Consider the following 23,667-nt stretch of genomic DNA (forward strand, 5'->3'; position numbering starts at 1 on the left):
CCCATCATCGACTCAATCTCCTCTTACGACGAAGATTGAATCAGTGCTTCAGGACTGCTGCAACCCGGACTTTTTCAACACTATCCACCCATTGCTGCCGCTTGGTCGGCTGAACGCTTCGGCAGATCTTAGGCCCAGAGCGGACGTTAACCCGGCGCAAGATTTGGTCGCGAACAGCGCGGCCACGTCCGCAGGAGCCACGAAAGGAACCAGATCGGCGCTCCGGGGCAGGGATTTGGAAAGTATCATTGCCTAAGTTTCTGGTACTTTGAGGAAGTTCGGATAGGTCATCTGCGGGACATTCAACCGCAACCGGCCGGCAGGCTTTTCGGCAAAGCTTCCCGCATCCCTCATTGCGGCAAGGATGAGCTCCAGCGCCGGTCCTGCCTGGCTCAAAACCTCTCGCCGGCTTCAGTCAGGCTCGTCGCCCTCGTGGTCCGCGTCAGAAGGGTCGCGCTAAGCCGCGCTTCCAGTTGCCTGATCATCTTGCTGATCGCCGACGGCGAGACCCGAAGTGTCTTGGCCGCGGCCGTGAAGTTGGCCGGCGCCGCTGGTTTCGCATGTTTCTTGGCGAACAGACGCCCGAAGCAGCGTTGGCCGCAGCCGACGATCCCGTCCCGGTCCCGGCCAAGAAACGCGAAAATCTATGCGAGGCCAATCTCTATGTCGCGGAGTTTTTACCGGCTCGACGGCCGTGACGATGAAGCCTTGCGGCGGTACCGGCTTGCGGAACGCGACTGCCCCCACGACTTCATCGAATATGTCGCAGCAGGCAATGCACTGCGCGCGCTCGGTGTGTCGCCATAGTGCGCCGCTGCGGATGATTCATTGTAGGCTCGAGCGCAACCTCGGCGCAAAGGCGACGGCAGGTTCGGTGCGTATTGTCGCTGCTGTCAATGCCGCAGGATCTTGCTCAGAAAAGCGCGGCTGCGGTCGGTCTTCGGGTTGGAGAAGAACTCATCCGGCGTGCCGCTCTCGACGATGGCGCCGGCGTCCATGAACACGACGCGCTGGGCGACCTTGCGGGCAAAGCCCATCTCGTGCGTCACCACCATCATGGTCATGCCTTCCTCCGCCACCGCGACCATGACGTCGAGCACTTCCGAGATCATCTCGGGATCGAGCGCCGAGGTCGGCTCGTCGAACAGCATGATCTTGGGGCGCATGCCGAGGCAGCGCGCGATCGCCACGCGCTGCTGCTGGCCACCAGACAGCTGCGCCGGATAGGCGTTCACCTTGTCGGCGAGGCCGACCTTGGCGAGCAATTCGCGCCCGGCCTTCTCGGCTTCAGCGCGCGGGATCTTGCGGACATGGATCGGCGCCAGGGTGACGTTCTCGAGCGCCGTCCTGTGCGGGTAGAGGTTGAACGACTGGAAGACGAAGCCGACCTCGGTGCGCAGCCGCGTCATGTTGGTGGCGGGGTCGCCGAGGCGCTGGCCGTCGACCGTCAGGTCGCCGTCGCGGATCGTCTCCAGCCCGTTGATGCAGCGGATCAGGGTGCTCTTGCCCGAGCCGCTCGGGCCGCAGACGACGACCACTTCGCGCGGCTCGACGCTCAGCGTGATATCCCTGAGCACGTTGAGCTGGCCGAACCATTTGTTGACGCCGCGAAAGTCGATCATGCCGGTTTTGGTCATATTGCCGGACCCTTGAGGTTCGATGTCACAACTGTACCTCGCCATGCGCCGCGCCCATGCGTTGCTCCAGCCGGCGGGCCAGCATGATCAGGGGGTAGCAGACGATGAAGTAACCGAGGCCGACGAGGAAGAAGACCAGCAGCCCATTGGGTACACGCTGCACCACCAGCCAGCCGACGCGGGTGAGGTCGGTGAGGCCTATGGCCGAGACGACCGAGGAATCCTTGATCAGCAGCACATATTGCCCGACCAGCGGCGGCAGCACGATGCGCATCGCCTGCGGCAGCACCACCTGGCGCATGCGCTGCCAGCGCGACAGGCCGGACGCCAGTGCTGCCTCGACCTGGCCGGTCGGCACCGAGCGGATGCCGGCGACGACGATCTCGCAGATGAAGCAGGCGGCCAGGTTGGTCAGCGCGATGATGCCGGCGGTGAAGGCGTCGAGCTCGATGCCGAGTTCCGGCAGGATGAAGAAGATCAGGAAGATCTGCACCAGGAACGGCGTGCCGCGGATCAGGTCGACCCAGGCGCCGATCGCGCCGCTGATCAGCCGGTTGCCGCCGGTGCGCAGGATGCCGAGGCCGAAGCCGAGCAGCGTGCCCAGCACCAGGCTGATCAGCGACAGCACCACGGTCATGCCGAGGCCGCGCAAGGCGAGGGGATAGCTGCCGGCGATGCTTTGCAGCTGCTGCCAGATCATGTCCGTGCCCCCGCCAGGCCGAGCCAGCGCCCGGAGAGCGCCGCCAGCCCCTTCAGCCCGTAATAGAGCAGGAGGTAGAAGGCGGCGATGGTGATGAAACCTTCCGCCGGCATGAAGCGGTCGGAGGCGAGCAATTGTCCGGCGCGCGTCAGCTCGGCAACCGAGATCAGCGACAACAGGGCGGAATCCTTGACCAGCACGATCGCCTGGCCGAGCAGCGGCGGGATCGTCACCTTGAACGCCTGCGGCAGGATGACGAGGCGCATGCGCTGGACATAGGTCATGCCCGAGGCGACGCCGGCCTCCACCTGGCCGCGCGGGATCGACAGGATGCCGGCGCGGATGATCTCGGCGACATAGGCGCCGCTGTTCAGCGACAGGGCCAAGATGCCGACGACGAACTCGGGCAGGACGAAGCCGAGCCGCGGCAGGCCGAAATAGAGGAAATAAAGCTGCGCCAGCAGCGGCGTGGCGCGCACCGCGTCGATATAGGCCTTGGCCGGGACGCGGAACAGCCGGCCGCGCTGCAGGTTCATGGCGGCGAGCACGATGCCGACGGCGAGCGCGCCGGCAAAGGAGAGGACAGACAGCCACACGGTCGTGACGAGGCCCTGCCCGAACAGGGGCAGATATTCGACGATGGTGCGGAAGCTGAAGTTTTCGAGCATTTTGGACGGTGAATGGTGAATAGTGAATAGGGAATAGTGAATAGGGAATTGGGAATAGGAGCAGCGAGTAGCGAGTAGGGAGTAGTGAGTAGCGAGTAGCGAGTAGCTCTTCTCTACTCTCTACTCTCTACTCCCTACCCCCTACTCCCTACTCCCTACTCCCTACTCCCTACTCACCATTCACCATTCACCATTCACTCTACTTAGTGATCCTTCTTCCAGGCGTCGGAATTGACCCAGTAATCGAGGTTCTTCTGCAGGCGGCCGTCGAGGCTGACCTGGTCGAGGAACAGGTTCATCCAGACCAGCAGGTCCTGCTCGTCATAGCGCGTGGCGAAGGCCAGCGGCTCCTTCGACAGCATGTCCGGCATGATGATGAAGCTGCCGGCGGGGTAAGCGGTCGACTGGCCCTTGACCGCCGAGACGTCGTTGACGCCGCAATCGGCCTGGCCGTTGTTGACGGCGTCGAGCAGCAGCGGGCCGCCGCCCTTGTAGCTCTTGATATCGGCGTCGGGGAAGGCGGCCTTGGCTTCCTTCTCGCCGGTGGCGCCGAGCAGCACGGCGATCTTGGTGCCCTTGGCCTTGCAGTCCTCGGTGGATTTGAAGGCGGTCCCAGCCTTGGTGAAGACTGTGCTGCCCGTGTACATGTAAGGCTTGGTGAAGGCGACCTTCATGCCACGCGCCAGTGTCGGGGTCATGTCGGCGACCAGAAGATCGGCCTTGCCCGACAGCAGCGCCGGGATCAGGCCGTCCCAGTCGAAGTCGAGGAAGGTGATCTTGACGCCCATTTCCTTGGCCATCAGTTCGGCGAGTTCGACCGAACTGCCGGTGCGTTCGCCGGCAGCACCCACCAGCGAGAAGGGCGGTCCTTGCGTCTGCACGGCGACGCGCAACTCTCCGCGCTTGGTGATCTCGTCGAGCGTTCCCGCACTGGCGGCAGCGGTAAGGCCAGCGAGCGCAAGGCCGGCGATGAAAAGCTTGGCAATCTTCATTTGGGCATTCCTCCTTGTTTCGTTTGTTGTTCCACTTGTTGTTTCACCCTATCGAGGTGCTTTTTGAGCGGCAGCGCCGTTGCCGGCGGCGACCACCGTTCGAAAATCCTTCAGTCCCAGCTCACCGTTTCGGCAACCTTGATGCCGCGCCTGGCGAGCTCATCGAGGAAACGGCCATCGGGAACATGCAGCAGCGGGTTGAGCAGGCCGGGCGTGGCGATCTCGCGCCGTGCCAGCATCTGCGCCACGATGCTGGCGGGATAGCCGACGCCGAGGCTCATGCCGAACAGGCCGGAGGCGAGGTCGCGTTCGATGACCAGCTCCGAGGTCACCGTCTTGCGGCGGCCGCCTTCGCTGCCGACAAAGACGTTGCGCATGACGCAAAGGTCCTTTTCGTCCGCGCCATATTGCAGTTGCGGGGCAAGCAGCCGGCCGAGGAATTCGCGTGGGCTGACGCCGGTGCCGGGCACCTTGTCCTCAGAGAGAAAGCCGAGCTGCTTCAGCGGCGCCCAGAACGCTGACCAGCCGGGCCAGCGAAGCGAATAGCGGCCGGAGCGCTGCAGCCCCTTGGCGGCGGCGAGCATGCCGGCATAATGCGGCGCGTCGCCATTGGGGAAGGCTTCGAGCCTGCCCAGTCCCGCCACCTCGATCTCGTGGATGAAACGATTGTCGTGCTGGCGGGCGGCCGGCACATCGACCCGTTTGCCGTCCTCGACCAGCACGCTGTCGCGGTTCTGGCTGACCAGAACCATGTCGAAATTCCAGCTCACCTTGTAGCGCAGCGGCTCGACCACCGCCTTCGGCTCGGGAATGCCGCCGCAGTAGGAATCGATCGCGGTGATGGTGTCGAACTGGCTGGCGGCGCGCGCGTAGAGCACCAGGTCGATGCCGGGGTCGAGCCCGCATTCGGTCACGATCGACACGCCGGCCTTTTCGGCCTCGGGAGCGAGATCGGCGATGGCCTTGCCGTAATTGGTGGTGACCAGCGGCGTGCGCGTCGCGATCGCCGCCTGCACCGCGTCGCGCATCAGCGGCTGCGGCAACAGGTCGATGACCGCATCGACGTCCTTCATCACATCGGCCAGCACCGGACCGATCGCGCCCTCCGGCACGACAAAACGCACCCTGGCAAGGTCTGTCAGGCCGCCAAGCCGCGCAGCGCCGTCGGTTGCCGTGTCGACACAGACCACTTGCTCGACGCCGTCGCTGGCAACGAGATCGGCGATCGCCGCCCGGCCTTGCAGGCCGAGGCCGCCGAGAACCGCGATCTTCATGCCATTTCCTTCCGCGTCTCGTCCGACCAGCAGCCTTCCGGCAGGCTGACCCATTTGTTGCAGGACGCCATGACGACGAAGGTCTCGCTGCGCACGACTTCGCCCGGCTCGCCGGCGCCGGGGATCAGCTCGCTGGTGACGCGGTAGAGATCGGCGACATCACCGGCCACGGTCACGTCGACGATGATGTCGAAGCGCCCGGTGACGACGGCGGCCGAGTTCACGAAAGGCAGTTCGGAGATGCGCTGCGCCAGTTCCCGGGCGCGGCCGCGTCCCTGCGCATTGATGCCGACGATGGCCGAGATCAGCTCAGGGCGTTCGGTCAGGTTGAGCAGCCCGACGATCTTGAGCAGGTTGCGGTCGAGCAGGTTGCGCAGCCGCATGCGCACCGTCGGCACCGAGATCGCCATCTTCTCAGCGAGGCGGTTGACGCCAAGCTGCGCATCTTGCGACAGCAGCTTGACCAGTCGCCGGTCGGTCTGATCGAGATGTTCCCGCAAACGCTCAGGCTTTCATAAAAGGAAAGAAACGATTGGATTTTCTTTCAGATATGAAAATACCTTATGAGAGATTTTTAACAACGGCAAGAGCCATGTCATCCGCCATGGCTCTGTGCCTGTCGGCAATTTTCGTCGATGTCGCCACATTTTGTTCTTGCTTTGTGCCGGCAGCTATGCTACTAATTTGGGTATGGTGCCAATTTGGCTCCAACGACCCGTCCTCCCGAGGCGGGTTTTTGTTTCCGGATCTTTTGAAGGTTCAGCGCCGCCGGTCTAAGATTGGCGGGACACCGTGGTTCCGCGGAGCGCAGCCGCAACTCATGCCTTCACGTGACGGGCGGAAAGGCTCATCCGCGAAATGGCCAAAATCGGCTTTTCAACAAAACTGTAGCTGGCCAGGGAGATGGCAATGCAGGCGGTGACAATAACCATGCCAGCAAGCCATGGTGATACGCTGACGCTTGCAACGACAGGAGCGGTCGCAAGCAGCACGATAGGATGCGTCAGATAGAGAGAGTAGGAGGCATCGCCCAACCTTGCCAGCAGGCGAGGAGCAAAAAGCCGGAAGTAGCTTTCCAGGCTGATGCAACCGGCGACAAGGATCAAGGCCGGGATTCCCTGAGCAAGGGTTCGCGGCAAGTTGAAGCCAAGTACCATCACCAGCATGGACACGATGGCGAACACGAGCGCCGAGACACCCAGGACGGTAGGCAAACGCGCCAGTCTGCCGACCAGGTGGCCGAGCGCCATGCCGGCAAGGAACTCAAACAGGATTGGCGTGGTATAGAAAAACAGCACAGTGTCGGCGGCGGGTTTGAAGACGATGCGCGCCGCTACGGCGATTGCAAAGACAACGCCGACCATGGCCATTTGCGTCAGCGTGCCGAAACGCATAGTCGCCGCGAACAGAATGTAAAACAGGATTTCCAGATTGAGCGTCCAACCCACGCCAAGCACCGGTTGGACATAGCCTGTGACCGTATCGAGATAGGCTATGAAAAGCAGGCTATTGGTGATCTGCTCAAGAAACACTGCACGACCGGCAAACAACCAAAGTGCGGCGACCATAAGGAAGGTCATAACCCAATAGAACGGAACGACGCGCGTGAAGCGCTGCATCAAAAAAGCACGGTGGTCGGCGCGTCTGTTCTCTGTCGAGAGAACCATTACAAAACCACTAATGACGAAAAACAGGTCGACGCCGCTGTTTAGAACGGGAATACGCAGATCGAGCATGCCCAGCGCGGCCGGAAGATGATAGATAACAACCATGAGAGCTGCCAGCCGCCGCAGTACCTGTATCGATGTATACTGTTGAATCCGACGCGGCGCAGCGTGATCATTCTGTGGAATGATGTTCATCAAAAAATGGTCCCCGGTGCAGGAGAGCATTAACATACGTGATCGTTGATGTGCCGATTAATTGTTGGTTTAATTAACACGTAAAGTTTTAGATAAGTTTTATTGATATAGCGTGCCGCCACACTTATGCTCGGCCGACTTTGGCCTGCCTCGTTGCCAAACTTGGCATCTCCCCAGTGAAGAGGAGATTGGCCGTTCCCGCGCTAACGGCTGGACTCGAAGATAGCGACGGCTGCCGCTGTCAGCGCAGCGTTACTAGATGCTACTGTTCCATCAGGGAGCTCCTTGCCGTCTTCCAGTCCGACGCGCGTCGACCAACGGCGTTCCGCCGCCCGGTGCACGAAAGGCCAGACCGTGGCGTCGGCGCCGTGCAGCAGGATTGCCCGGCGCATTCCGGCGCCGTCGAGCACGGCGGCGATATCGTCGCTGATCTCCAGCGCAGCGTCCGGCTCCTGCTCGGAGATTTCGATCAGGATCCGCAGCACGCGTTTGCCATGGTCGAGGCTCACCAGGCGTTCGGCGTCGGCGACGGAGGCAAGCCCCGCCTCGATGCCAATGCCGCGTTGGCGCAGACGCTCCATGATAGCGGGCGCGGCGTCTTCGCTGAGATTGACCGAGGCATAGTCGGGCAGCTCGCTCCAAGCGGCGATCGCGGCCAGCGTCCGCTCGTCGTCATTCTCAATCCAGGCGCCGGTCGACACGCCGATCAGCGTTCCAGGGCAGGCGCGACGAAGCGCTAGCACAGTCTGGTCCATCGCCGCCGGAGCCAGGCTTTCGCGACCGTCCAGCCCGCGGGCATGGACATGCAGTTCGGCCGCACCGGCGGCGACGCAGGTCGCACCGTCGCGCGCCATGGCTTCGGGATCAAGCGGCAGTCGCGGGTGAAAATCGGCGCTGCGCGCGCCATTGATGCAGGTCTGGACGATCATGCCGGGGGCAGTCCGGTTGCGGTTGCTGCCAGTCTAGCGCGGGCCAGTGAAAACCGGAATCGCGCTGGCGAAGGCTCCTGACATATGGACGTGGCACAGCCTGGATCAGTCGGGCAGTGTGTCTCTATCGCCTTGTTCGCCAACGATCTTCTCGGCAAAAGAGACGGTCGTTTGCAGAGTTATGGCGGCACGCCCAGATCGTGCAGCGCACTCATGGCGGCTCGGTATTCGACGAAATCCCTGGGACAATCGCTAGCGGCGAGCCGGTAAAGCCGTAAGGCTTCCTCGCTATGCCCTTGGAGCCGGCTAAGCTCGGCCGTGTAGAAATTCGTTTCGCAGACTTGTCCGGTTCTCTGAGCCAGGCCCACAGCACCGGCATCCGAAAGTGCTTCGGCGGACGTCTTTTCACCCAGCAGCATGCTGACCAGCGGTGCCGGCCACTTCGTCATGTCGAGCTTGCTTTTCGCCTCCTTCAAGTGGCTCGCCGCGCCGTTGCGCCGCGCCGCGATATCAAGCCAGATGGCAAAGTAGGCATTGTCGGGGGTGAGAGAGGCCGCCTGCTCGAAATCCGTCTGCGCCATCGCCGTCGCGCCGGAATAGAGATACAGGACGCCCCGGCCAGCATAGGTGGAGGCGTCTTTCGGATCGAGGTTGATTGCTTCGCCATAATCGGCGATAGCGCGGCTGTATTGGTCCTTTGCCGTCCAGGCGACGCCTCGGTTTTGGTAGCTCTTGACAAGTCTCGGATCGAGGCTGATCGCGCGGTCGTAGTCGGCGATGGCACGGTCGAACTCGCCTTTCCTGCTCCAGGCGAACCCTCGGTCGTTGTAGGCGATGGCCTTTGTCGGGTCGAGCGTAACGGTCTGGCTGTAATCGGCGATCGCCCGGTCATTGTCGCCTTTTTCTAGCCATGCCTCGCCGCGTTTGTAGTAGGCGGGCATCAGTTTCGGATCGAGGCTAATCGCCTTATCGAAATCGGCGATGGCCTTCTCGGCATCACCCTTGGCAATCCACGTTATGCCCCGGTTGAAAAATGCAGAAGGATCTTTTGGATCGAGGCTGATGGCCTTGTCGAAATCGGCGAGGGCGCCGTCATTGTCGCTCTTTCCCGCACGCGCGATTCCACGATTGGAATAGGAAAAGGTATTTTTCGGGTTGAGGCCGAGCGCTTTGTCGTAGTCGGCGATGGCACGGTCGAACTCGCCCTTTGCCGCCCACACCAGTCCTCGGTTGTTGTAGGCATCGATGTTCCCGGGGTCGGAGCTGATTGCCTGGTCGTAATCGGCCATAGCACGGTCATTGTCCCCTTTGGCGAACCAGGCTATTCCCCGATTGTAGTAAGCGCTTGAGTATTTTGGATCGAGGTTGATGGCTTGTCCGTAATCTTTGAAGGCGCGGTTGACGTCGCCTTTGCGCGCCCAGACCATCCCCCGGTTGTTGAAAGTCTCGGCACGCTTCGGATCAAGATCGATCGCTATGTTGTAGTCGGCGAGGGCGTGGTCATTATCGCCCTTCTTGAACCACACTAAACCCCGAGCGTTGAAAGCGTAGGTATCTTTCTGGTCAAGACTGATCGCCTTGTCGAGATTGGCCATCGCGTCGTCGAAATCGCCCCTGTCGATATCTATCATGCCCCGATGCAGATAGGCGTCGGTCTGACCCGGGTCGATGGTAATCGCCTGGTTGAGGTCGGCCAGCGCACGGTCCCTATCGCCCCGGTCCGCCAGAGCTGCACCTCGATTGGCGTATGCGTCGGCGTATTTCGGATCGAGGCGGATCGCCTGGTCAAAATCAGCGATGGCCTTGTCGGCTTCGCCCTTTCGCCACAAGGACATGCCACGGTTGTTGAAGGGCATCGCGCCTTTCGGATCGAGACCGATGGCCCGGTTGGAGTCCTCAATGGCGTGATCGTCCTCCCCCTTCTTGTACCAGGCCTCGCTACGTTTGACGTAGATTTTCGGATTTGTCGGATCGAGCCTGATCGCCTGGGTGTAATCGGCAATGGCACTGTCCGCATCGCCCCTTGCAAGCGAGGCGATGCCTCTGTTGAAATAGGCATTGCCAAGGTTCGGATCGAAGGTGATCGCCTGGCTGTAATCGGCGATGGCACGATCGATGTCGCCCTTGTTTGCTCGGGCCAGACCCCGGTTTGAATAAGAGATGGCGTGTTTCGGATCGAGTCTGATCGCCTGGTCGTAGTCGGCGATGGCGCCGTCGAAATCGCCTTTCGCCGCCCATGCTATCCCCCGGTTGTTGTAGGCGTCGACATATTTCGGATCGAGCGCGATGGCCTGACCATAGTCGGCGATGCCGCCATCGGCGTCACCTGCGTCGGATCGGGCCGCGCCTCGCGCGTAGTATGCGACGGCGAGTTTTGGATCGATGCCAATCGCCTTGCCATAATCGGCTATGGCGCGGTCATGGTCCCCCCGGTTGGCCCAAGTGACGCCTCGGCTGTAATAGGCTGGTGCAAATGTCGGATCGAGGCTGATGGACGTGTCGAAGTCCGCCAGCGCCTGGTCATGGTCGCCCTTGTTCGACCAGGCGAGGCCTCTGTTGTAGTAGACGCTAGCATCCTTCGGATCGATCGCGACGACCTTATTGTAGTCGGTGATGGCATCGTCAAAATCGCCGCCCGTCAGCCGGGCGTTGCCGCGCCGGTAGTAGGCATGTGCGTTTTTCGGATCGAGGCTGATCACCTTGTCATAGTCGGCCAGCGCGCGCTCCGCATCGCCCTTGTTGGTCCAGGCATCGGCGCGGCCGTTCAGGGAACTGGCGTCGTTTGGGTTGAGCCTGATGGCCTGGTCGAAATCGGCTATCGCGCGGTCGTCGTCGCCCTTGCTTGACCAGATCAGCCCGCGATTGTGGTAGCTTTTGCCGTCTCCGGGACTGAGACTGATTGCCCTGTCATAGTCGGCCAAAGCCCGGTCGTTCTCGCCCTTGAAGGTCCAGGCGACGCCGCGGTTGTAGTAGGCGTCGCTATATTTAGGGTCCAGGCTGATCGCCTTGTCCAGATCGGCGATGCCCTTGTCGTAGTCGCCCTTGAAGACCCAGCTGATGCCCCGGTTATAGTAGCCGCTGGCGACGGTCGGTGCGATGCCGATGAACGCGCTGTAGTCGGCGATCGCGCGGTCATAGTCGCCTCGTTCCGTCAGGGCATTGCCGCGCTTGAAATAGGCAATACCGCGGTTTTCGAGGGGCTCTGTCGCATCCTCGATCATGCGCGTGCAGGCGGCGATCCGCACCGCCGGATCGACCTCATCGTCGCTGACGCAGTCGCTGCTGGCGGACAAGGCCGGGAGCGCCGAGACCAGCATGACGACGAGGCAAACGAGGAATTGCCGGACTGCCCCGTCCCTTTGTCGAACCCGTCCGATCAAATCGCCCCTCATCGCGGCAAGCCCCGCTGCATTGTATTCAACGAAATCCCCGAGACAATCGCTAACGAGTTCACCCGGCAAGAAACGGGTGGTCCGCGCGCGCCGTTTCACCCATCTCAATGACACAGAAGCCACAGGAGGCGAAACCATGACCATCCATTCGATAGGCGCGAAAGCGGCGGTGAAATCGGCGGAGGTGCGCGTTGCCGGATATGACTGGCGGACGCTGGCCGATGAGCTGAGCGGCTATGGTTGCGCGGTGATGGAAAAGCTGCTGACGCCGCAGGAGTGCCGGCATATCGCCGGACTTTATTCGGACGAGAGCCATTTCCGCAGCCATGTCCATATGGCGCGGCATGGCTTCGGCAAGGGCGAGTACCGCTATTTCCGCTATCCCTTGCCCGACTTGATCGGCGGCTTGCGCACCGCGCTCTATCCGCGCCTGGCCGCGGTCGCCAATGACTGGAACGAGCGCATGGGTATCGCGCAGCGCTATCCCGACGAACACGCCGCGTTCCTCGAGCAATGCCACGAGCAGGGCCAGACGCGGCCGACGCCGCTCCTGCTGCAATATGTTCCCGGCGACTTCAACTGCCTGCACCAGGATCTCTACGGCGATCTGGCCTTCCCACTGCAGGTGGCGATCCTGTTGTCGGAACCAGGCAAGGATTTCACCGGCGGCGAGTTCGTGCTGACCGAGCAGCGTCCGCGCATGCAGAGCCGCGCCGAGGTGGTGTCGCTGCGCCGGGGCGACGCGGTCGCCTTCGCGGTCCACAATCGACCGGTCCAGGGCACACGAGGCAATTACCGGGTCAATCTCAGGCACGGCGTCAGCCGGCTCCGTTCCGGCATGCGCCACACTGTCGGTATCATCTTCCACGACGCCAAGTAACCGGGCCGCCCGGTCGAGGCCCGGCGGCGATTACCTCGAAAAATCGCTGCGCACGATACCGTGGCGCTGGAGCTTGTCGTAGAAAGTCTTGCGCGGAATCCCCAGCGCCTCGATCGTGCGCCTGACGTCGCCCTCGTTGCGGCCAAGCGTCTCGCGGATGATGTCGGCCTCGTAGCGCTCCAGCCGCTCCGGCAGCTTCATGGCGGTGTTCGACTGGGTCGGGGCAGGGGGTTGTGCTTCGGCGCCTTCCTCCAACCCAAGCACGAACCGCTCGGCGAAATGCGCCAGTTCGCGCACATTGCCCGGCCAGTCATGGTCGCTGAGATGGCGATGCACCGAAGCCGGCACTGCCGGCACCTGGCGGTGGAAACGGGCGGCGGCGCGCTCGGCGAAATAGAAGAACAGCAGGGCGACATCGTCGCGGCGCTCGCGCAGCGGCGGGATCGAGATCGTCACCACGTTGAGCCGATAATAGAGATCCTCGCGGAAAGCGCCGCGCTGGCGCGGATCACCGAGATCGACCTTGGCGGCGGCGACGACGCGCAGATCGACCGGGCGCACCTCGTTGGTGCCGAGCGGGGTGACCTCGCGCATTTCCAGCACGCGCAGCATCTGCACCTGCGTCGACACCGGCATGCTTTCGATCTCGTCGAGGAACAGCGTGCCGCCGCTGGCGTGCTCGATGCGGCCGATCCGTTTCTTCTGCGCGCCGGTGAAGGCGCCGGCCTCATGGCCGAACAACTCGCTCTCGATGACGGTCTCCGGCAGCGTGCCGCAATTCAGCGCGACGAAATTGCCCTTGGCGCGGCGGCTCCAGCGATGCAGAAGGCTTGCCACCACCTCCTTGCCGGAGCCTGTCTCGCCGGTCACCAGCACATCGACGTCGGTGTCGGCGATCTGGCGTAGTGTGCGGCGCAGCCTGTCCATCGCCGGCGTCTGGCCGATCAGCGGCAGGCCGTCCTGCGCCTCTCCGGCCGCCTCGCGCAAGGCGCGGTTCTCCATCACCAGGCGGCGCTTTTCCGCTGCGCGGCGCACGCTCTGTACCAGCCGGTCGGCGGCGAAGGGCTTGGTGATGAAGTCGTAGGCGCCGTCCTTGATCGCCTTGACGGCCATGGCGATGTCGCCGTGGCCGGTGACGAGGATGACGGGAATGTCGGCATCCAGCCGCAGGATGCGGTTGAAAAGCTGCAAGCCGTCGATCTGGGGCATGCGGATATCCGACACCACGACGCCGGTAAAACCGGCGTCGAGCCCGGCCAGCGCCTCGGCCGCCACCGCAAAGGCCGAGACCGAGAAGCCGGCAAGCTCCAGCGTCTGCACGGTGGCCTTGAGGAGATCGCGGTCGTCGTCGATCAGGATCACCGGCGCGGCATTGTCGTTCGTCATGATGGCTTACGCTGCTGTCTGGAGATGAATGGTGAAGCGGGTGCCGCTGTCGTCGCTCGAAACTTCGATGCGGCCGCCATAATCGGCGACGATGTCCTTCGAGATGACGAGGCCAAGGCCAAGGCCTTTTTCCTTGGAGGTGTTGAACGGCGTGAACAGCGATTTGAGGATCGCGGGTGGAATGCCCGGTCCGTTATCGGACACGCCGACCGTCACACCGTCCGCGGTCTCCTCGACCGACACCTGCACACGAGCGTCGTCGCGGCCGTCGAGTGCTTCGAGCGCGTTCTGGAAGAGGTTGATCAGCACCTGTTCGAGCCGCACCCGATTGCCCATGACCTTGAGGCTCGGCGGCGGCAGGTCGATGGCCAATGCGTCGAGCCGGCCGGCAAAGCGGCTTCTCAACAGCATGACGGCGCCTTCGATAACACCACGTAATTCGACAGGCTCGGCGGCGGTGCGGCCCTTGCGGGCAAATGCCTTCAACTCCTCGGTGATTGAGCCGATGCGTTCCGTAAGGGCTGCGATAGCGCCGAGGTTTTCCTCGGCCGGCCCGGTCTGCTTGCGGTCGAGGAAGGTGCGGGCATTGTCGGCATAGGCGCGTATGGTGGCGACCGGCTGGTTGATCTCATGGGCGACGCCGGCAGCGACCTGGCCGAGGATGGCGAGGCGGTTGGCCTGGACCAGATCCTGCTGCACGATTTGGAGCTTGGCTTCCGTGCTGCGGTGGCCTGTTATCTCGGCCTGCAGCCGGTCGCGGGCGCGGCTCAAATCCTCGGTCCGTTCGACGACGCGGCGTTCGAGTTCGGTGCGGGCCGCCTGTTCGGCGGCAATCCGCATCTGCGCCGACTGCCGGCGCCACAACAGATACGCGGCAAGGCCGAGCAGCGGGACGACGACGCCGAGCGCAAGAAGCCGCATTTCGCGGACGGCGGCGGCGATCGGCGCTTCAGCCGGAATCAGATAGTCGAGCCGCCAGGGGGTCGAAGGAACCGTCGTGGAAAGGCTGAGATACTCCGCGTCGCTGCCGCCGGGCGTCACCGCGTGGACGATCGACACATCCGGGCTGAGCGCCCGCGGGTGCTTGATCGGCAACGGCACAAGCGGCGCGTCGCCGAACTGTTGGCTGTCGCGGATCGCGGCTTGCTTAGGTGCGGCCAGCGGTGCGGTTGTCATGAAACGCCAGGACGGCACGCTGGTGATCAGCACGACGCCGTTCTCGTCGCTGACATAAGCCGGGCGGTTCGCCTCACGCCAGTCGGCTTCGAGCTGGTCGAACTCCATCTTGACGACGACGACGCCGAGCGGTGCGTCTGTGTCGCCGACGCGCCGCGAAATGTAGAGGCCGGGGCGCTTGCTGACATTGCCGAGCGCAAAATACTCGGCGGTTCCGGCCTGCATCGCGCCGGAGAAATAGTCGCGGAAACGGTAGTCATTGCCGACGAAGCTGATCGGCTCGCGCCAGTTGCTGGAGGCGACCGCCAGTCCATCGGTGCCGACGACATAGAGTACCGACGCCTTGGTGCCGGAGACCAGCCCCTCGAGCTTGCGGTTCAGCACATCGATTGCCGCGGCATTTTTCTGCGACAGCGCGTCACGCACTTGCTGGTCTGCGGACAAAAGCAGCGGCAGGGCGCGCGGGCTTTCGAGCACCGCGCGCAGCAGCGCGACCTTCAGATTGGCGTCGGTACGCCCCTGCGCCGCCAGGGTCCCGATCTCGGCGGTGCGGCCGTAAAGGCCGGCGCCGTAGAGCGCTGCCGTGACGATCAAAAGCGCGATGGCCGCAAACAGCAGCCAGGCTCGGCGCGCCCGCCTGGCGAGTTGCTCGGGCGTCGAAGACAAGGCACCGGCGGGGCGTTGCAGCATCGCCCATTTGTGCATGAATTCGCACAAAGCACAATTCGACCTATGCGGAGATTCGCACCTATCCATGCGTCCAGCACAGCGGACGTTTGCGAATGCTCAACAAAATCAATGATGAAAAGCTCTTCTGCGTATCTGGCACGACTGTTGCAAACACGAATTCAGCAGTCGCGAGGCTGCTGGTCTCAAAACAACTGCCCCGGGGAGTCGAGCTTTCGATCGGGGCGCCATGGAGGACGTTATGCAGACAGCAATCGCTGCCGCCGAGCCGCGCGGCAAACTTCCCTTATACCGGCATCTTTATGTGCAGGTGCTGGCGGCGATCGCCGCCGGCGTGCTGCTCGGCCATTTCTATCCCGAAACCGGCGAGGCGATGAAGCCGTTCGGCGATGCCTTCATCAAGCTGGTGAAGATGGTGATCGCGCCGGTGATCTTCCTGACGGTGGCGACCGGCATCGCCGGTGTTTCCGACCTGCAGAAGGTCGGCCGCGTCGCCGGCAAGGCGATGATCTATTTCCTGGTGTTCTCGACGCTGGCGCTGGTCGTCGGCCTGGTCGTCTCCAATGTCGTCCAGCCCGGCGCCGGCATGCACATCAATCCAGCGACGCTCGATACCGCCAAGGTGGCGGCGTATGCCGAGAAGGCGCACGACACAACCATCGTCGGGTTCCTGATGAACATCATCCCTGACACCATCACCGGCGCCTTCGCGCAGGGCGACATCCTGCAGGTGCTGTTCTTCTCGGTGCTGTTCGGCGTCGCCCTGGCGTTGGTCGGCGATCGCGGCCGTCCGGTTGTCGATTTCCTGCAGGCGCTGACCACGCCGATCTTCCGCCTCGTCGCCATCCTGATGAAGGCCGCACCGATCGGCGCGTTTGGCGCCATGGCCTTCACGATCGGCAAATACGGCATCGGCTCGATCGCCAATCTCGCCATGCTGATCGGCACGTTCTACTTGACCGCGCTGCTGTTCGTGCTGGTGGTGCTCGGCGCGGTTGCCCGCTACAACGGCTTCTCGATCCTGGCGCTGATCCGCTACATCAAGGAAGAGCTGCTGCTGGTGCTCGGCACCTCGTCCTCGGAAGCGGCATTGCCAGGCCTCATGGCCAAGATGGAGCGCGCCGGCTGCAACCGCTCGGTGGTCGGTCTGGTTATCCCGACCGGCTATTCCTTCAACCTCGACGGCACCAACATCTACATGACGCTGGCGGCGCTGTTCATCGCGCAGGCGACCGACACGCCACTCACCTACGGCGACCAGATCCTGCTGCTCGCCGTCGCCATGCTGAGCTCCAAGGGTGCCGCCGGCATCACCGGCGCTGGCTTCATCACCCTGGCGGCGACGCTTTCGGTCGTCCCCACGGTGCCGGTCGCCGGCATGGCGCTGATCCTCGGCGTCGACCGCTTCATGTCGGAGTGCCGGGCGCTGACCAACTTCATCGGCAATGCGGTAGCGACGGTCGTGGTGGCACGCTGGGAGGGAGAACTCGACCAGACGAAGTTTGCCGCCGCCATGGCCGGCGACTTGCCGGAGGAAGTCGACCTGTCGCTGCCGGGTTTGCAGGGCGCCTGACTGTTTAGGCTGCATGGTCATAAGCCCCGGAGGCGGTTCACCGGCTCCGGGGCAAAAGGGCCGGCGGTCGCGGCATGCCGCCTGAAACGCAACCTGAAGTGGCCCTATTTTCGACGCGGGGCTTGTTCCAGCCGCATTTGCAGGCCAGTATCCGCCATGCCTTCAGGGCACCCGTCCGCTTCGCTCCCGACCTGATTGCGAGGCGAGACATTTCCGTCGGGCTCGGTTGCGACATCACCTTGGCCGAACGTCGGAGCTTTTGCTGCCGACCGCGTTCTGACTATGGCGGCAGCCCTCGAAGGCAATGGCGGCCTCACTGCGAAGTCGCAAGCGAAACGTGACCCGTCTCCTGGTGGAAAGCGCAAGCTTTTCTGAGGGGAACTCGTCGCGCCTGAAGAGGGGCACTTGAAGAGGGGCAGGCCCATGAGGGCCTTTGCCGAACCAAAGCAAGATGCGAGGTCAAACGCGATGCGGCCTGTCATTCCGGTATCCATCATCATCCCGAACTACAACTATGCGCGGTTCCTCAAACGCAGCATCGACAGCGCCCTCGAGCAAGACTACGCCGATGTCGAAGTCATCGTCGTCGACGATGCATCGCAGGACAATTCCACGACAATCATGGAATCCTATCGCGATGAGATACTCGCATGCCCGCGAGCGCAAAATGGCGGACACGCGGCGGCATTCAACACCGGCTTCGCGGCGAGCTCGGGCAAGATCGTCCTGTTCCTCGACGCCGACGATTATCTTTATCCAACCGCCGTCTCTACCATTGTCGAAACCTGGGACGAGGCAACCGCCCAGGTCCAGTCCAGACTGCATATCGTCGACGAGGGGCAACGCATCAAGGATGTCTTTCCGCCGCCCGAACTGGCTTTCGACAGCGGCGACGTCATGCCGAAACTCCTGCACAAGGGCCGCTATCAGACGACCGTGACCAGCGGGCTCGCCTTTGACCGCGCAACGCTCGAATCGATCATGCCGATACCGGAGCCGGAGTTCCGCCAGGGCGCCGACGGCTATCTGGCAACGCTGGCGCCGATGTACGGGCATGTCCAATCGATCGACGAATGCCTCGGCGCCTACCGGATCCATGGCGCCAACCATTCAGTCTTCGGTGAAAAGCTCGCCGAGCGGGCACGCTGGCGGGTAACTCACGATTTCCGCCGCATGCAGGCGCTGTCGGACCAGGCTTCCGGGATCGGCCTGACCATCGTGCCGTCGAATGCCGTCCGCCACGATCCGGTCCACCTGGAAGAGCGGCTGGCATCGCTTTGCGCGGACAGAGACCGACATCCCGTGGCCGACGATTCCCGGCTGGCGCTCGGGGCGGCCGGCGCCGTCGCCAGCCTCGAAATGACCGCATCCCTGCGGCGGCGTGCAATCCTTGCCGCCTGGTTCCTGTCGGTCGGAGTGTTGCCGCGGAAAATGGCGACCGCGGTGCTGTCGTGGAAGCTTGATGCGTCGTCGAGGCCGGCATTTTTGAGCCGCCTGTCCAAGAGAATCCGCCATGCCATGGGTTAGTGGGTGGCGCTGTGCCACAACTCCGCCAGGTTTTTGGGAGGTCTGGCAACCCGGGTAGATTTCGAACAATATCATTATGGGTACGTGGCGCCCCAAGCGAAAGGACAACCAGCCCATGACCTCTTATGAGCCGATGCGTCCGATGGAGCGCTGCCCATCCCACCCTGGAGCGCTGCTTGACGACATTATCCCGGCAACCGGAAAGACCAAGGTGGAGATCGCCAATCTGCTCGGAATCTCGCGCCAGCAGCTTTATGACATCATCCGCGAAAAGAAGCCGGTGTCGCCGGCTGTCGCTGCCCGTCTTGGAAAGATGTTCGGCGACGGCGCCGCGATCTGGCTCAGGATGCAGGCCGCCTATGATGCGTGGCACGCGGAACGCGAGGTTGACGTCAGCGCCATTCCAAGGCTGCATGCTGCCTGAGATGCAATAGATCGGCCGAACCACCGAGGCTCTCACAAATCGATCACGGTCCCGCCTGCCTGGACCGGTCCTGCGGTTCGACGGCTCGCTCGACCAGGACATGCGCTTCCCGCGCGGCCTCGATGAACGCGTTCCTGGCGGCTTCGGTCCAGCGATCGTCGCTCATGGCGCGGCGGCATGTGCGCAGTGCCACCCCGTGTTTGGCGCTGCCGGTGTCACGCCAGTGGGCTTCCAGCAATGCGACAGCCTGCCGTGCGTTGGAAATGTTGCGGATATCTCCCACGATGCCGACCGCAACCGCAACCGGCTTGGCAAACCATCCCTGGTTCATGGCGGGGCCTTCGACCTGTTGAACCATCTATAACGAAAATCGTAGCCCAAGGTTTCATTCGCGCCAGTCACCTCGGCGTGAGGCGGCGTCTACAGCGCTGCGCGCAGCCTGACCACGACGCTTCGCGCCACAAGCACCAGCACGGTGATGACGATCAGGATCACCGAGAGCGCTGCGATCGCCGGGTCGATGTTGTCGCGCAGGCCCATCCACATTAGCCGCGGCAGCGTGATGGCGTTGACCGAGGTGATAAACAGGGTGACGCCGATCTCTTCCCAGGACAGCACGAAGGACAACAACGCCGCGGTGACGATGCCGAACTTGATATTGGGCATGATGATGCGGGTGGCGCGCTCCCACACGGTGGCGCCGAGGCCGCGGGCGGCGAGGTCGATGCGGCGGTCGAGCTGGCTGAGCGACACCAGGATCAGCACCGTGGCGAAGGGCACCGTCATCACCGCATGCGCCATGGCGACACCCAGCCAGGTGTCATAGCCGAAGAATGAGCTGACGCCAGAGATCGAGGTCAGCAGGAAGTAGAGCGTGATTGCCGAGACCACCGGCGGCACCACCATCGGCAGCAGCACGAAACCGACCAATGCTGCCGTGAAGCGCGGCTGGAACATCCAGATGCCGAGGCTGAAGCAGAGCGCCAGCACGGTGGAAAAGGCGCTGCTGACGATGCCGATCCTGATCGAGAGCAGGATCGAACTGATCCAGCGCGGATCCTCGATCAGCGCCCGGTAATGGCGCAGCGACAATTCGCCCGACGGCATCGCCAGCATGCGGCTCGGCGTCAGCGACACCGGGATGACGGCGAGCAGCGGCAGCAGCAGGAACAGCGCGACGAGGGCGGCGAGGACCAGCGAGACGGGACCGGGGCGGTAGGTCGGCATCGCGCTACACCAGTTGCTTGGGTCTGATATAGCGGAACAGCAGCGCCATCAGCGCGCCGACAAACAGCACCAGCACGACACTGATTGCGGCGCCCAGGCCCCAGTCCGGGCTCTGGAAGATGCGAAGGTAGATCAGCTCGGCGATCATCACGCTACGGCCGCCGCCGAGGATCGCCGGCGTGACGAAGAAGCCGAGCGAAAAGACGAAGACGATCAGCGCCGAGCCGATGATGCCGGAGCTGGTCATCGGCACGAATACCGACCAAAAGGTGCGCATACGGCTGGAGCCGAGGCCGCGCGCCGCCAGCAGCACACGGTCGTCGAGGCTGCGCATCGATGAGGCCAGCGGAAACACGGCGAAGGGAATGAGGAAATGCGTCATGCCGACGATAACGCCGAACTCGTTGCGCACCAGCGCCAGCGGCTCTGAGATGAAGCCGACCGCCTGCAGCCAGGTGTTGATCAGGCCGCGATTGGACAAAAGCGCCACCCAGCCGAAGGCGCGCGTCAGCACCGAGATCCAGAACGGCACCAGGATGCAGAACTCGGCCACGACGCGCTGCACCGGCGTGCCGCGTACCCAGACAACGGTGATGGCGTAGGCGGCGACAACCGAAACGATCGTCACGATCGCCGCGATACGCAGCGTGCGGATGAAGACCGACTGCACCAACTGATCCGTGAGCAGCGCATTGTACTGCCCCAGCCCCGGCGTGGGCAGGGTGAAGCTCCATTTAACCACGCCAAGGAATGGCCAGGCATAGGCCAGCACAAGAAAGAGGAGCAGCGGCGCCATCAACAGCGCCGCGCCCATCCTGTCGGAGAGGTATGCTCTCATCCGGTTATCCCGGCTTGTCAGGCGGAGATGATCTTCGTGTATTCGTCGAGTGCCGCCCCGTAGTTCTTGGCGTACCAATCCATGTCGAGCGGGATCTGCTTCTTCATGTTCTCGGGATCGACCGGATTGATGCGCCTCTTGTCGGCGGGTATCAGCGCATCGGTGGCCGGGTTGGCCGGACCCTGACCGAGCTTTTCGAACATGATGAGTTCCTTCTCCGGGTCCTGGGTGCTGGCGATGAACTTCATCGCCGCGTCCTTGCCGCCGGGATTGCCCTTGAGCACGGCGAGCGCGCCGGGCGAGATCAGGCCCTGGTCCCAGATGAACTTGATCTTGCCGCCGGAATCCTGCTCGATGAGCGAAGCCCGGGTCGACCAGACGATCGCCATCGAGGCCTCGCCATTGAGCAGCACGCTCTGGCTTTCGGCGCCGCCACCCCAATAGGCGACGACGTTTTCCTTGAAGGCGGCGATCTTGTCATGCGCGCGCTTGAGGTCGAGCGGGTAGAGCGATGCCGGTGCGATGCCGTCGGCGAGCAGTGCCGCTTCCCAGCTCGACACGCCCCATTTGTAGAGCGAGCGCTTGCCGGGGAATTTTGCCACGTCGAAGAAGTCGGCCATGCCGGTTGGTGCCTGGCTGCCGTATTTCTCGGCATCATAGGCGATGACATAGGAGAAGAAATAGGTCGAGGCAGCGTACTCCCAGCCGAATCCCGGCCGCATCTTCTTCTTGTCGACGACCGCATAGTCGATCGGCTCGAGCATGCCTTGGGCGCCGAGAGTGATGGCCGAGAACGGATCGACGTCGACCAGGTCCCAGGTCGGGGCGCCGCTCTTGAACTGCGCCGCGATCGCGCCTTCGGTCGGGCCGGAGCCGTCCATCTTAACGACAATGCCGGTTTCCTTGGTGAAGGCCTGGCCGTAAGCCGCGTCATAGGCGGTAATGGCGTCGCCGCCCCAGTTGACGAGCACCAGTTCCTTAGCCGCGGCAAAGGCGCCGGTCGAGCGCAGCAGCATCGGCGTGCCGGCCAGCACCAGTGCGGCCAGCTGCGTAAACTGCCGGCGCGAGATCTCGCCGCGCACTGCCCTGGCGGATAGCGCCTCGATGGAATTTTTCTTGGTTTGGTTTGTCATGTCAGTTCCCCTTTTTTGTCGTTAATATTTCCTGAAAGTCAGCTTGGCGAATTCGCCGCGCCGATCGTCATTGTCCTCCGTTCGGAAGGAGGAAGCCTTTCTCCGCCGGCCAGGTCAGCCAGACGGAATTGCCCTTGCTGAGCGCGGAAGCGGCGACCTCGTTCGGCACAGAGATCGTCACCTTGGCGCCTTGCCGCGTCGTCAGATCGAGCCGCGTCGCAGCGCCGAGATAGGTCGAGGCGACGGCAGTCGCGGCAATGCCGTTCTCGCCTGTCGCGGCTTCGCGGGCGATCGACATGTATTCGGGCCGGATCGCCAGGATGGCGTCGCCCCGGACCTTCTCGGCCTTGCAGCGCATGCTGATCGCGCGGTCTTCGCAGAGGCCCGTCGAGCCATTGTTGGCCGGGCGTACGCCCTTCAGCGGCAGCATGTTGATCTCGCCCAGGAACTCGGCGACGAAGCGGTTGTCCGGCCGGTCGTAGACCTCGTCCGGCGCGCCGACCTGCAGCAATTTGCCGTGGTTGAAGATGGCGACGCGAGATGACAACGCCAGCGCCTCGCTCTGGTCATGGGTGACGAAGACGAAGGTGGTGCCGGTCTCCTGGTGCAACCGCTTCATCTCGGCCTGCATCTGGCCGCGCAGGCCCTTGTCGAGTGCTGAAAACGGCTCATCGAGCAAAAGTACGCCCGGCTCGAACACCAGCGCCCGCGCCAGTGCGACCCGCTGCTGCTGGCCACCGGACAATTGCGACGGCAGTTTCTTTTCGTGGCCCTTGAGCCCGACGCGCTCGATCATTTCGCCGACGCGGCGTTTGATCTCGGCCGCCGGTTTCTTTCGCACCTTGAGCGGAAAGGCGATGTTGGCCTCGACGCTCATATGCGGGAACAGCGCATAGCCCTGGAACACCATGCCGGCGGCACGCTGCTCGGCCGGCCGCTCGGTGATGTCGACGCCGTCGCTGTAAAGGCGACCGTCGGTCGGCTGAATGAAGCCGGCAAGGATCATCAGGAAGGTGGTCTTGCCGGAACCGGAGGGGCCGAGCAGGGTGAGGAACTCGCCACGGCCGATATCGAGCGTCAGATCGTCCAGCGCACGGAACGAGCCGAAGCTCTTGCCGATCCCGATTGCCTTGATCTCTGCGGCCCGGCCGGGTTGCTGCATCCTGCCCTTTCCTTAGCGTAGCCGAAATCGTAGGCAGGGCGGCGGCTCACCGCAACCGAATAGTTTTCGCCTGATCGGCAAATTTGATTCATCTATGCGCCAATCTCCCCTCGAGGGGCAGGGCTATCGCATATGAGTGATGGCATTGATGAGATAGTCGTCGTTCCAGGCGCATTTCTTGATGCGATGGCTGATGGGAA

The 23,667-nt window shown here is 62.9% G+C and carries 22 protein-coding genes; 5 read left to right on the plus strand and 17 right to left on the minus strand.

Annotated elements, in window-relative coordinates:
- Positions 1–392: 392 nt before the first annotated feature.
- On the minus strand, positions 393–485 hold the full coding sequence (locus tag NKH60_RS31855; RefSeq protein ID WP_352473773.1) for a LysR family transcriptional regulator: 93 nt from the start codon (positions 483–485) through the stop codon (positions 393–395).
- 178 nt (positions 486–663) lie between these two features.
- On the opposite strand from NKH60_RS31855, the gene NKH60_RS31860 reads away from it, so the two are divergent.
- Positions 664–807, plus strand: coding sequence for a hypothetical protein (locus tag NKH60_RS31860; protein ID WP_352685236.1), 144 nt, complete (start codon positions 664–666; stop codon positions 805–807).
- Between the two features lie 86 nt (positions 808–893).
- Here the strand turns inward: NKH60_RS31860 and NKH60_RS31865 are convergent, their stop codons facing one another.
- The 9 genes from NKH60_RS31865 to NKH60_RS31905 all read right to left on the minus strand — a co-directional run bounded on the left by NKH60_RS31865 (position 894) and on the right by NKH60_RS31905 (position 11,454).
- Positions 894–1,637, minus strand: a complete 744-nt coding sequence (locus NKH60_RS31865; protein WP_352832012.1) for an amino acid ABC transporter ATP-binding protein — start codon at positions 1,635–1,637, stop codon at positions 894–896.
- Between the two features lie 25 nt (positions 1,638–1,662).
- Positions 1,663–2,337 carry an amino acid ABC transporter permease gene (locus tag NKH60_RS31870; protein WP_023677250.1) on the minus strand — a complete coding sequence of 225 codons (675 nt, stop codon included), beginning with the start codon at positions 2,335–2,337 and terminating at the stop codon, positions 1,663–1,665.
- The gene (locus NKH60_RS31875) at positions 2,334–3,005 is read right to left on the minus strand and encodes an amino acid ABC transporter permease (RefSeq protein WP_352451492.1); all 672 of its coding nucleotides are present in this window, start codon (positions 3,003–3,005) and stop codon (positions 2,334–2,336) included. Before NKH60_RS31875 ends, NKH60_RS31870 begins: the two co-directional genes overlap by 4 nt.
- Positions 3,006–3,208: 203 nt before the next feature.
- On the minus strand, positions 3,209–3,997 hold the full coding sequence (locus tag NKH60_RS31880; protein ID WP_352541231.1) for an ABC transporter substrate-binding protein: 789 nt from the start codon (positions 3,995–3,997) through the stop codon (positions 3,209–3,211).
- Positions 3,998–4,107: 110 nt separating this feature from the next.
- On the minus strand, positions 4,108–5,271 hold the full coding sequence (locus NKH60_RS31885) for a saccharopine dehydrogenase family protein (protein ID WP_352832010.1): 1,164 nt from the start codon (positions 5,269–5,271) through the stop codon (positions 4,108–4,110).
- Positions 5,268–5,771 (minus strand): Lrp/AsnC family transcriptional regulator, encoded by a 504-nt coding sequence (locus NKH60_RS31890; protein ID WP_023677254.1) that lies wholly within the window; start codon positions 5,769–5,771, stop codon positions 5,268–5,270. The genes NKH60_RS31885 and NKH60_RS31890 overlap by 4 nt, the downstream gene beginning before the upstream one ends.
- Before the next feature lie 318 nt (positions 5,772–6,089).
- Positions 6,090–7,133: an acyltransferase family protein gene (locus NKH60_RS31895; protein WP_352874681.1), complete on the minus strand. Its 1,044-nt coding sequence runs from the start codon at positions 7,131–7,133 to the stop codon at positions 6,090–6,092.
- 203 nt (positions 7,134–7,336) lie between these two features.
- Complete coding sequence (locus NKH60_RS31900) at positions 7,337–8,062, minus strand: 3-keto-5-aminohexanoate cleavage protein (protein ID WP_352685240.1); 726 nt, start codon at positions 8,060–8,062, stop codon at positions 7,337–7,339.
- A 179-nt stretch (positions 8,063–8,241) separates the two neighbouring features.
- Entirely contained in the window at positions 8,242–11,454 is a 3,213-nt protein-coding gene (locus NKH60_RS31905) for a tetratricopeptide repeat protein (protein WP_352832006.1), read from the minus strand.
- Between the two features lie 136 nt (positions 11,455–11,590).
- Here NKH60_RS31905 and NKH60_RS31910 point away from each other — a divergent pair, with 136 nt between their 5' ends.
- Entirely contained in the window at positions 11,591–12,334 is a 744-nt protein-coding gene (locus NKH60_RS31910) for a 2OG-Fe(II) oxygenase (RefSeq protein WP_352874683.1), read from the plus strand.
- 30 nt (positions 12,335–12,364) lie between these two features.
- On the opposite strand, the gene NKH60_RS31915 is transcribed toward NKH60_RS31910, so the two are convergent.
- A complete protein-coding gene (locus NKH60_RS31915; RefSeq protein WP_352832003.1) occupies positions 12,365–13,720 on the minus strand; it encodes a sigma-54-dependent transcriptional regulator in 1,356 nt (451 codons plus the stop codon).
- Between the two features lie 6 nt (positions 13,721–13,726).
- Entirely contained in the window at positions 13,727–15,586 is a 1,860-nt protein-coding gene (locus NKH60_RS31920) for a sensor histidine kinase (protein WP_352832001.1), read from the minus strand.
- Between the two features lie 238 nt (positions 15,587–15,824).
- On the opposite strand from NKH60_RS31920, the gene NKH60_RS31925 reads away from it, so the two are divergent.
- The 3 genes from NKH60_RS31925 to NKH60_RS31935 all read left to right on the plus strand — a co-directional run bounded on the left by NKH60_RS31925 (position 15,825) and on the right by NKH60_RS31935 (position 19,107).
- Complete coding sequence (locus NKH60_RS31925; protein ID WP_352832000.1) at positions 15,825–17,156, plus strand: dicarboxylate/amino acid:cation symporter; 1,332 nt, start codon at positions 15,825–15,827, stop codon at positions 17,154–17,156.
- A 468-nt stretch (positions 17,157–17,624) separates the two neighbouring features.
- On the plus strand, positions 17,625–18,683 hold the full coding sequence (locus NKH60_RS31930; RefSeq protein ID WP_352831998.1) for a glycosyltransferase family 2 protein: 1,059 nt from the start codon (positions 17,625–17,627) through the stop codon (positions 18,681–18,683).
- Between the two features lie 115 nt (positions 18,684–18,798).
- The gene (locus tag NKH60_RS31935; protein ID WP_352451482.1) at positions 18,799–19,107 is read left to right on the plus strand and encodes a HigA family addiction module antitoxin; all 309 of its coding nucleotides are present in this window, start codon (positions 18,799–18,801) and stop codon (positions 19,105–19,107) included.
- A gap of 43 nt (positions 19,108–19,150) precedes the next feature.
- Here the strand turns inward: NKH60_RS31935 and NKH60_RS31940 are convergent, their stop codons facing one another.
- The 5 genes from NKH60_RS31940 to NKH60_RS31960 form a co-directional block, all read right to left on the minus strand.
- Positions 19,151–19,438, minus strand: coding sequence for a DUF982 domain-containing protein (locus NKH60_RS31940; RefSeq protein ID WP_352451481.1), 288 nt, complete (start codon positions 19,436–19,438; stop codon positions 19,151–19,153).
- A gap of 89 nt (positions 19,439–19,527) precedes the next feature.
- A complete protein-coding gene (locus tag NKH60_RS31945; RefSeq protein ID WP_352743677.1) occupies positions 19,528–20,334 on the minus strand; it encodes an ABC transporter permease in 807 nt (268 codons plus the stop codon).
- 4 nt (positions 20,335–20,338) lie between these two features.
- Positions 20,339–21,172 (minus strand): ABC transporter permease, encoded by an 834-nt coding sequence (locus tag NKH60_RS31950; RefSeq protein WP_352473751.1) that lies wholly within the window; start codon positions 21,170–21,172, stop codon positions 20,339–20,341.
- Between the two features lie 17 nt (positions 21,173–21,189).
- Entirely contained in the window at positions 21,190–22,305 is a 1,116-nt protein-coding gene (locus tag NKH60_RS31955; RefSeq protein ID WP_023677269.1) for an ABC transporter substrate-binding protein, read from the minus strand.
- 67 nt (positions 22,306–22,372) lie between these two features.
- Complete coding sequence (locus NKH60_RS31960; RefSeq protein ID WP_023677270.1) at positions 22,373–23,467, minus strand: ABC transporter ATP-binding protein; 1,095 nt, start codon at positions 23,465–23,467, stop codon at positions 22,373–22,375.
- Positions 23,468–23,667: the final 200 nt, after the last annotated feature.

Origin of the sequence: Mesorhizobium sp. M1006 (assembly GCF_040318825.1) — a bacterium.
Lineage (GTDB): Bacteria > Pseudomonadota > Alphaproteobacteria > Rhizobiales > Rhizobiaceae > Mesorhizobium.

Coding starts and splice junctions, on each gene's coding strand:
- NKH60_RS31855 (WP_352473773.1), bottom strand. CDS start 485: ATGATCAGGCAACTGGAAGCGCGGCTTAGCGCGACCCTTCTGACGCGG.
- NKH60_RS31860 (WP_352685236.1), top strand. CDS start 664: ATGTCGCGGAGTTTTTACCGGCTCGACGGCCGTGACGATGAAGCCTTG.
- NKH60_RS31865 (WP_352832012.1), bottom strand. CDS start 1,637: ATGACCAAAACCGGCATGATCGACTTTCGCGGCGTCAACAAATGGTTC.
- NKH60_RS31870 (WP_023677250.1), bottom strand. CDS start 2,337: ATGATCTGGCAGCAGCTGCAAAGCATCGCCGGCAGCTATCCCCTCGCC.
- NKH60_RS31875 (WP_352451492.1), bottom strand. CDS start 3,005: ATGCTCGAAAACTTCAGCTTCCGCACCATCGTCGAATATCTGCCCCTG.
- NKH60_RS31880 (WP_352541231.1), bottom strand. CDS start 3,997: ATGAAGATTGCCAAGCTTTTCATCGCCGGCCTTGCGCTCGCTGGCCTT.
- NKH60_RS31885 (WP_352832010.1), bottom strand. CDS start 5,271: ATGAAGATCGCGGTTCTCGGCGGCCTCGGCCTGCAAGGCCGGGCGGCG.
- NKH60_RS31895 (WP_352874681.1), bottom strand. CDS start 7,133: ATGAACATCATTCCACAGAATGATCACGCTGCGCCGCGTCGGATTCAA.
- NKH60_RS31900 (WP_352685240.1), bottom strand. CDS start 8,062: ATGATCGTCCAGACCTGCATCAATGGCGCGCGCAGCGCCGATTTTCAC.
- NKH60_RS31905 (WP_352832006.1), bottom strand. CDS start 11,454: ATGAGGGGCGATTTGATCGGACGGGTTCGACAAAGGGACGGGGCAGTC.
- NKH60_RS31910 (WP_352874683.1), top strand. CDS start 11,591: ATGACCATCCATTCGATAGGCGCGAAAGCGGCGGTGAAATCGGCGGAG.
- NKH60_RS31915 (WP_352832003.1), bottom strand. CDS start 13,720: ATGACGAACGACAATGCCGCGCCGGTGATCCTGATCGACGACGACCGC.
- NKH60_RS31920 (WP_352832001.1), bottom strand. CDS start 15,586: ATGCTGCAACGCCCCGCCGGTGCCTTGTCTTCGACGCCCGAGCAACTC.
- NKH60_RS31925 (WP_352832000.1), top strand. CDS start 15,825: ATGCAGACAGCAATCGCTGCCGCCGAGCCGCGCGGCAAACTTCCCTTA.
- NKH60_RS31930 (WP_352831998.1), top strand. CDS start 17,625: ATGCGGCCTGTCATTCCGGTATCCATCATCATCCCGAACTACAACTAT.
- NKH60_RS31935 (WP_352451482.1), top strand. CDS start 18,799: ATGACCTCTTATGAGCCGATGCGTCCGATGGAGCGCTGCCCATCCCAC.
- NKH60_RS31940 (WP_352451481.1), bottom strand. CDS start 19,438: ATGAACCAGGGATGGTTTGCCAAGCCGGTTGCGGTTGCGGTCGGCATC.
- NKH60_RS31945 (WP_352743677.1), bottom strand. CDS start 20,334: ATGCCGACCTACCGCCCCGGTCCCGTCTCGCTGGTCCTCGCCGCCCTC.
- NKH60_RS31950 (WP_352473751.1), bottom strand. CDS start 21,172: ATGAGAGCATACCTCTCCGACAGGATGGGCGCGGCGCTGTTGATGGCG.
- NKH60_RS31955 (WP_023677269.1), bottom strand. CDS start 22,305: ATGACAAACCAAACCAAGAAAAATTCCATCGAGGCGCTATCCGCCAGG.
- NKH60_RS31960 (WP_023677270.1), bottom strand. CDS start 23,467: ATGCAGCAACCCGGCCGGGCCGCAGAGATCAAGGCAATCGGGATCGGC.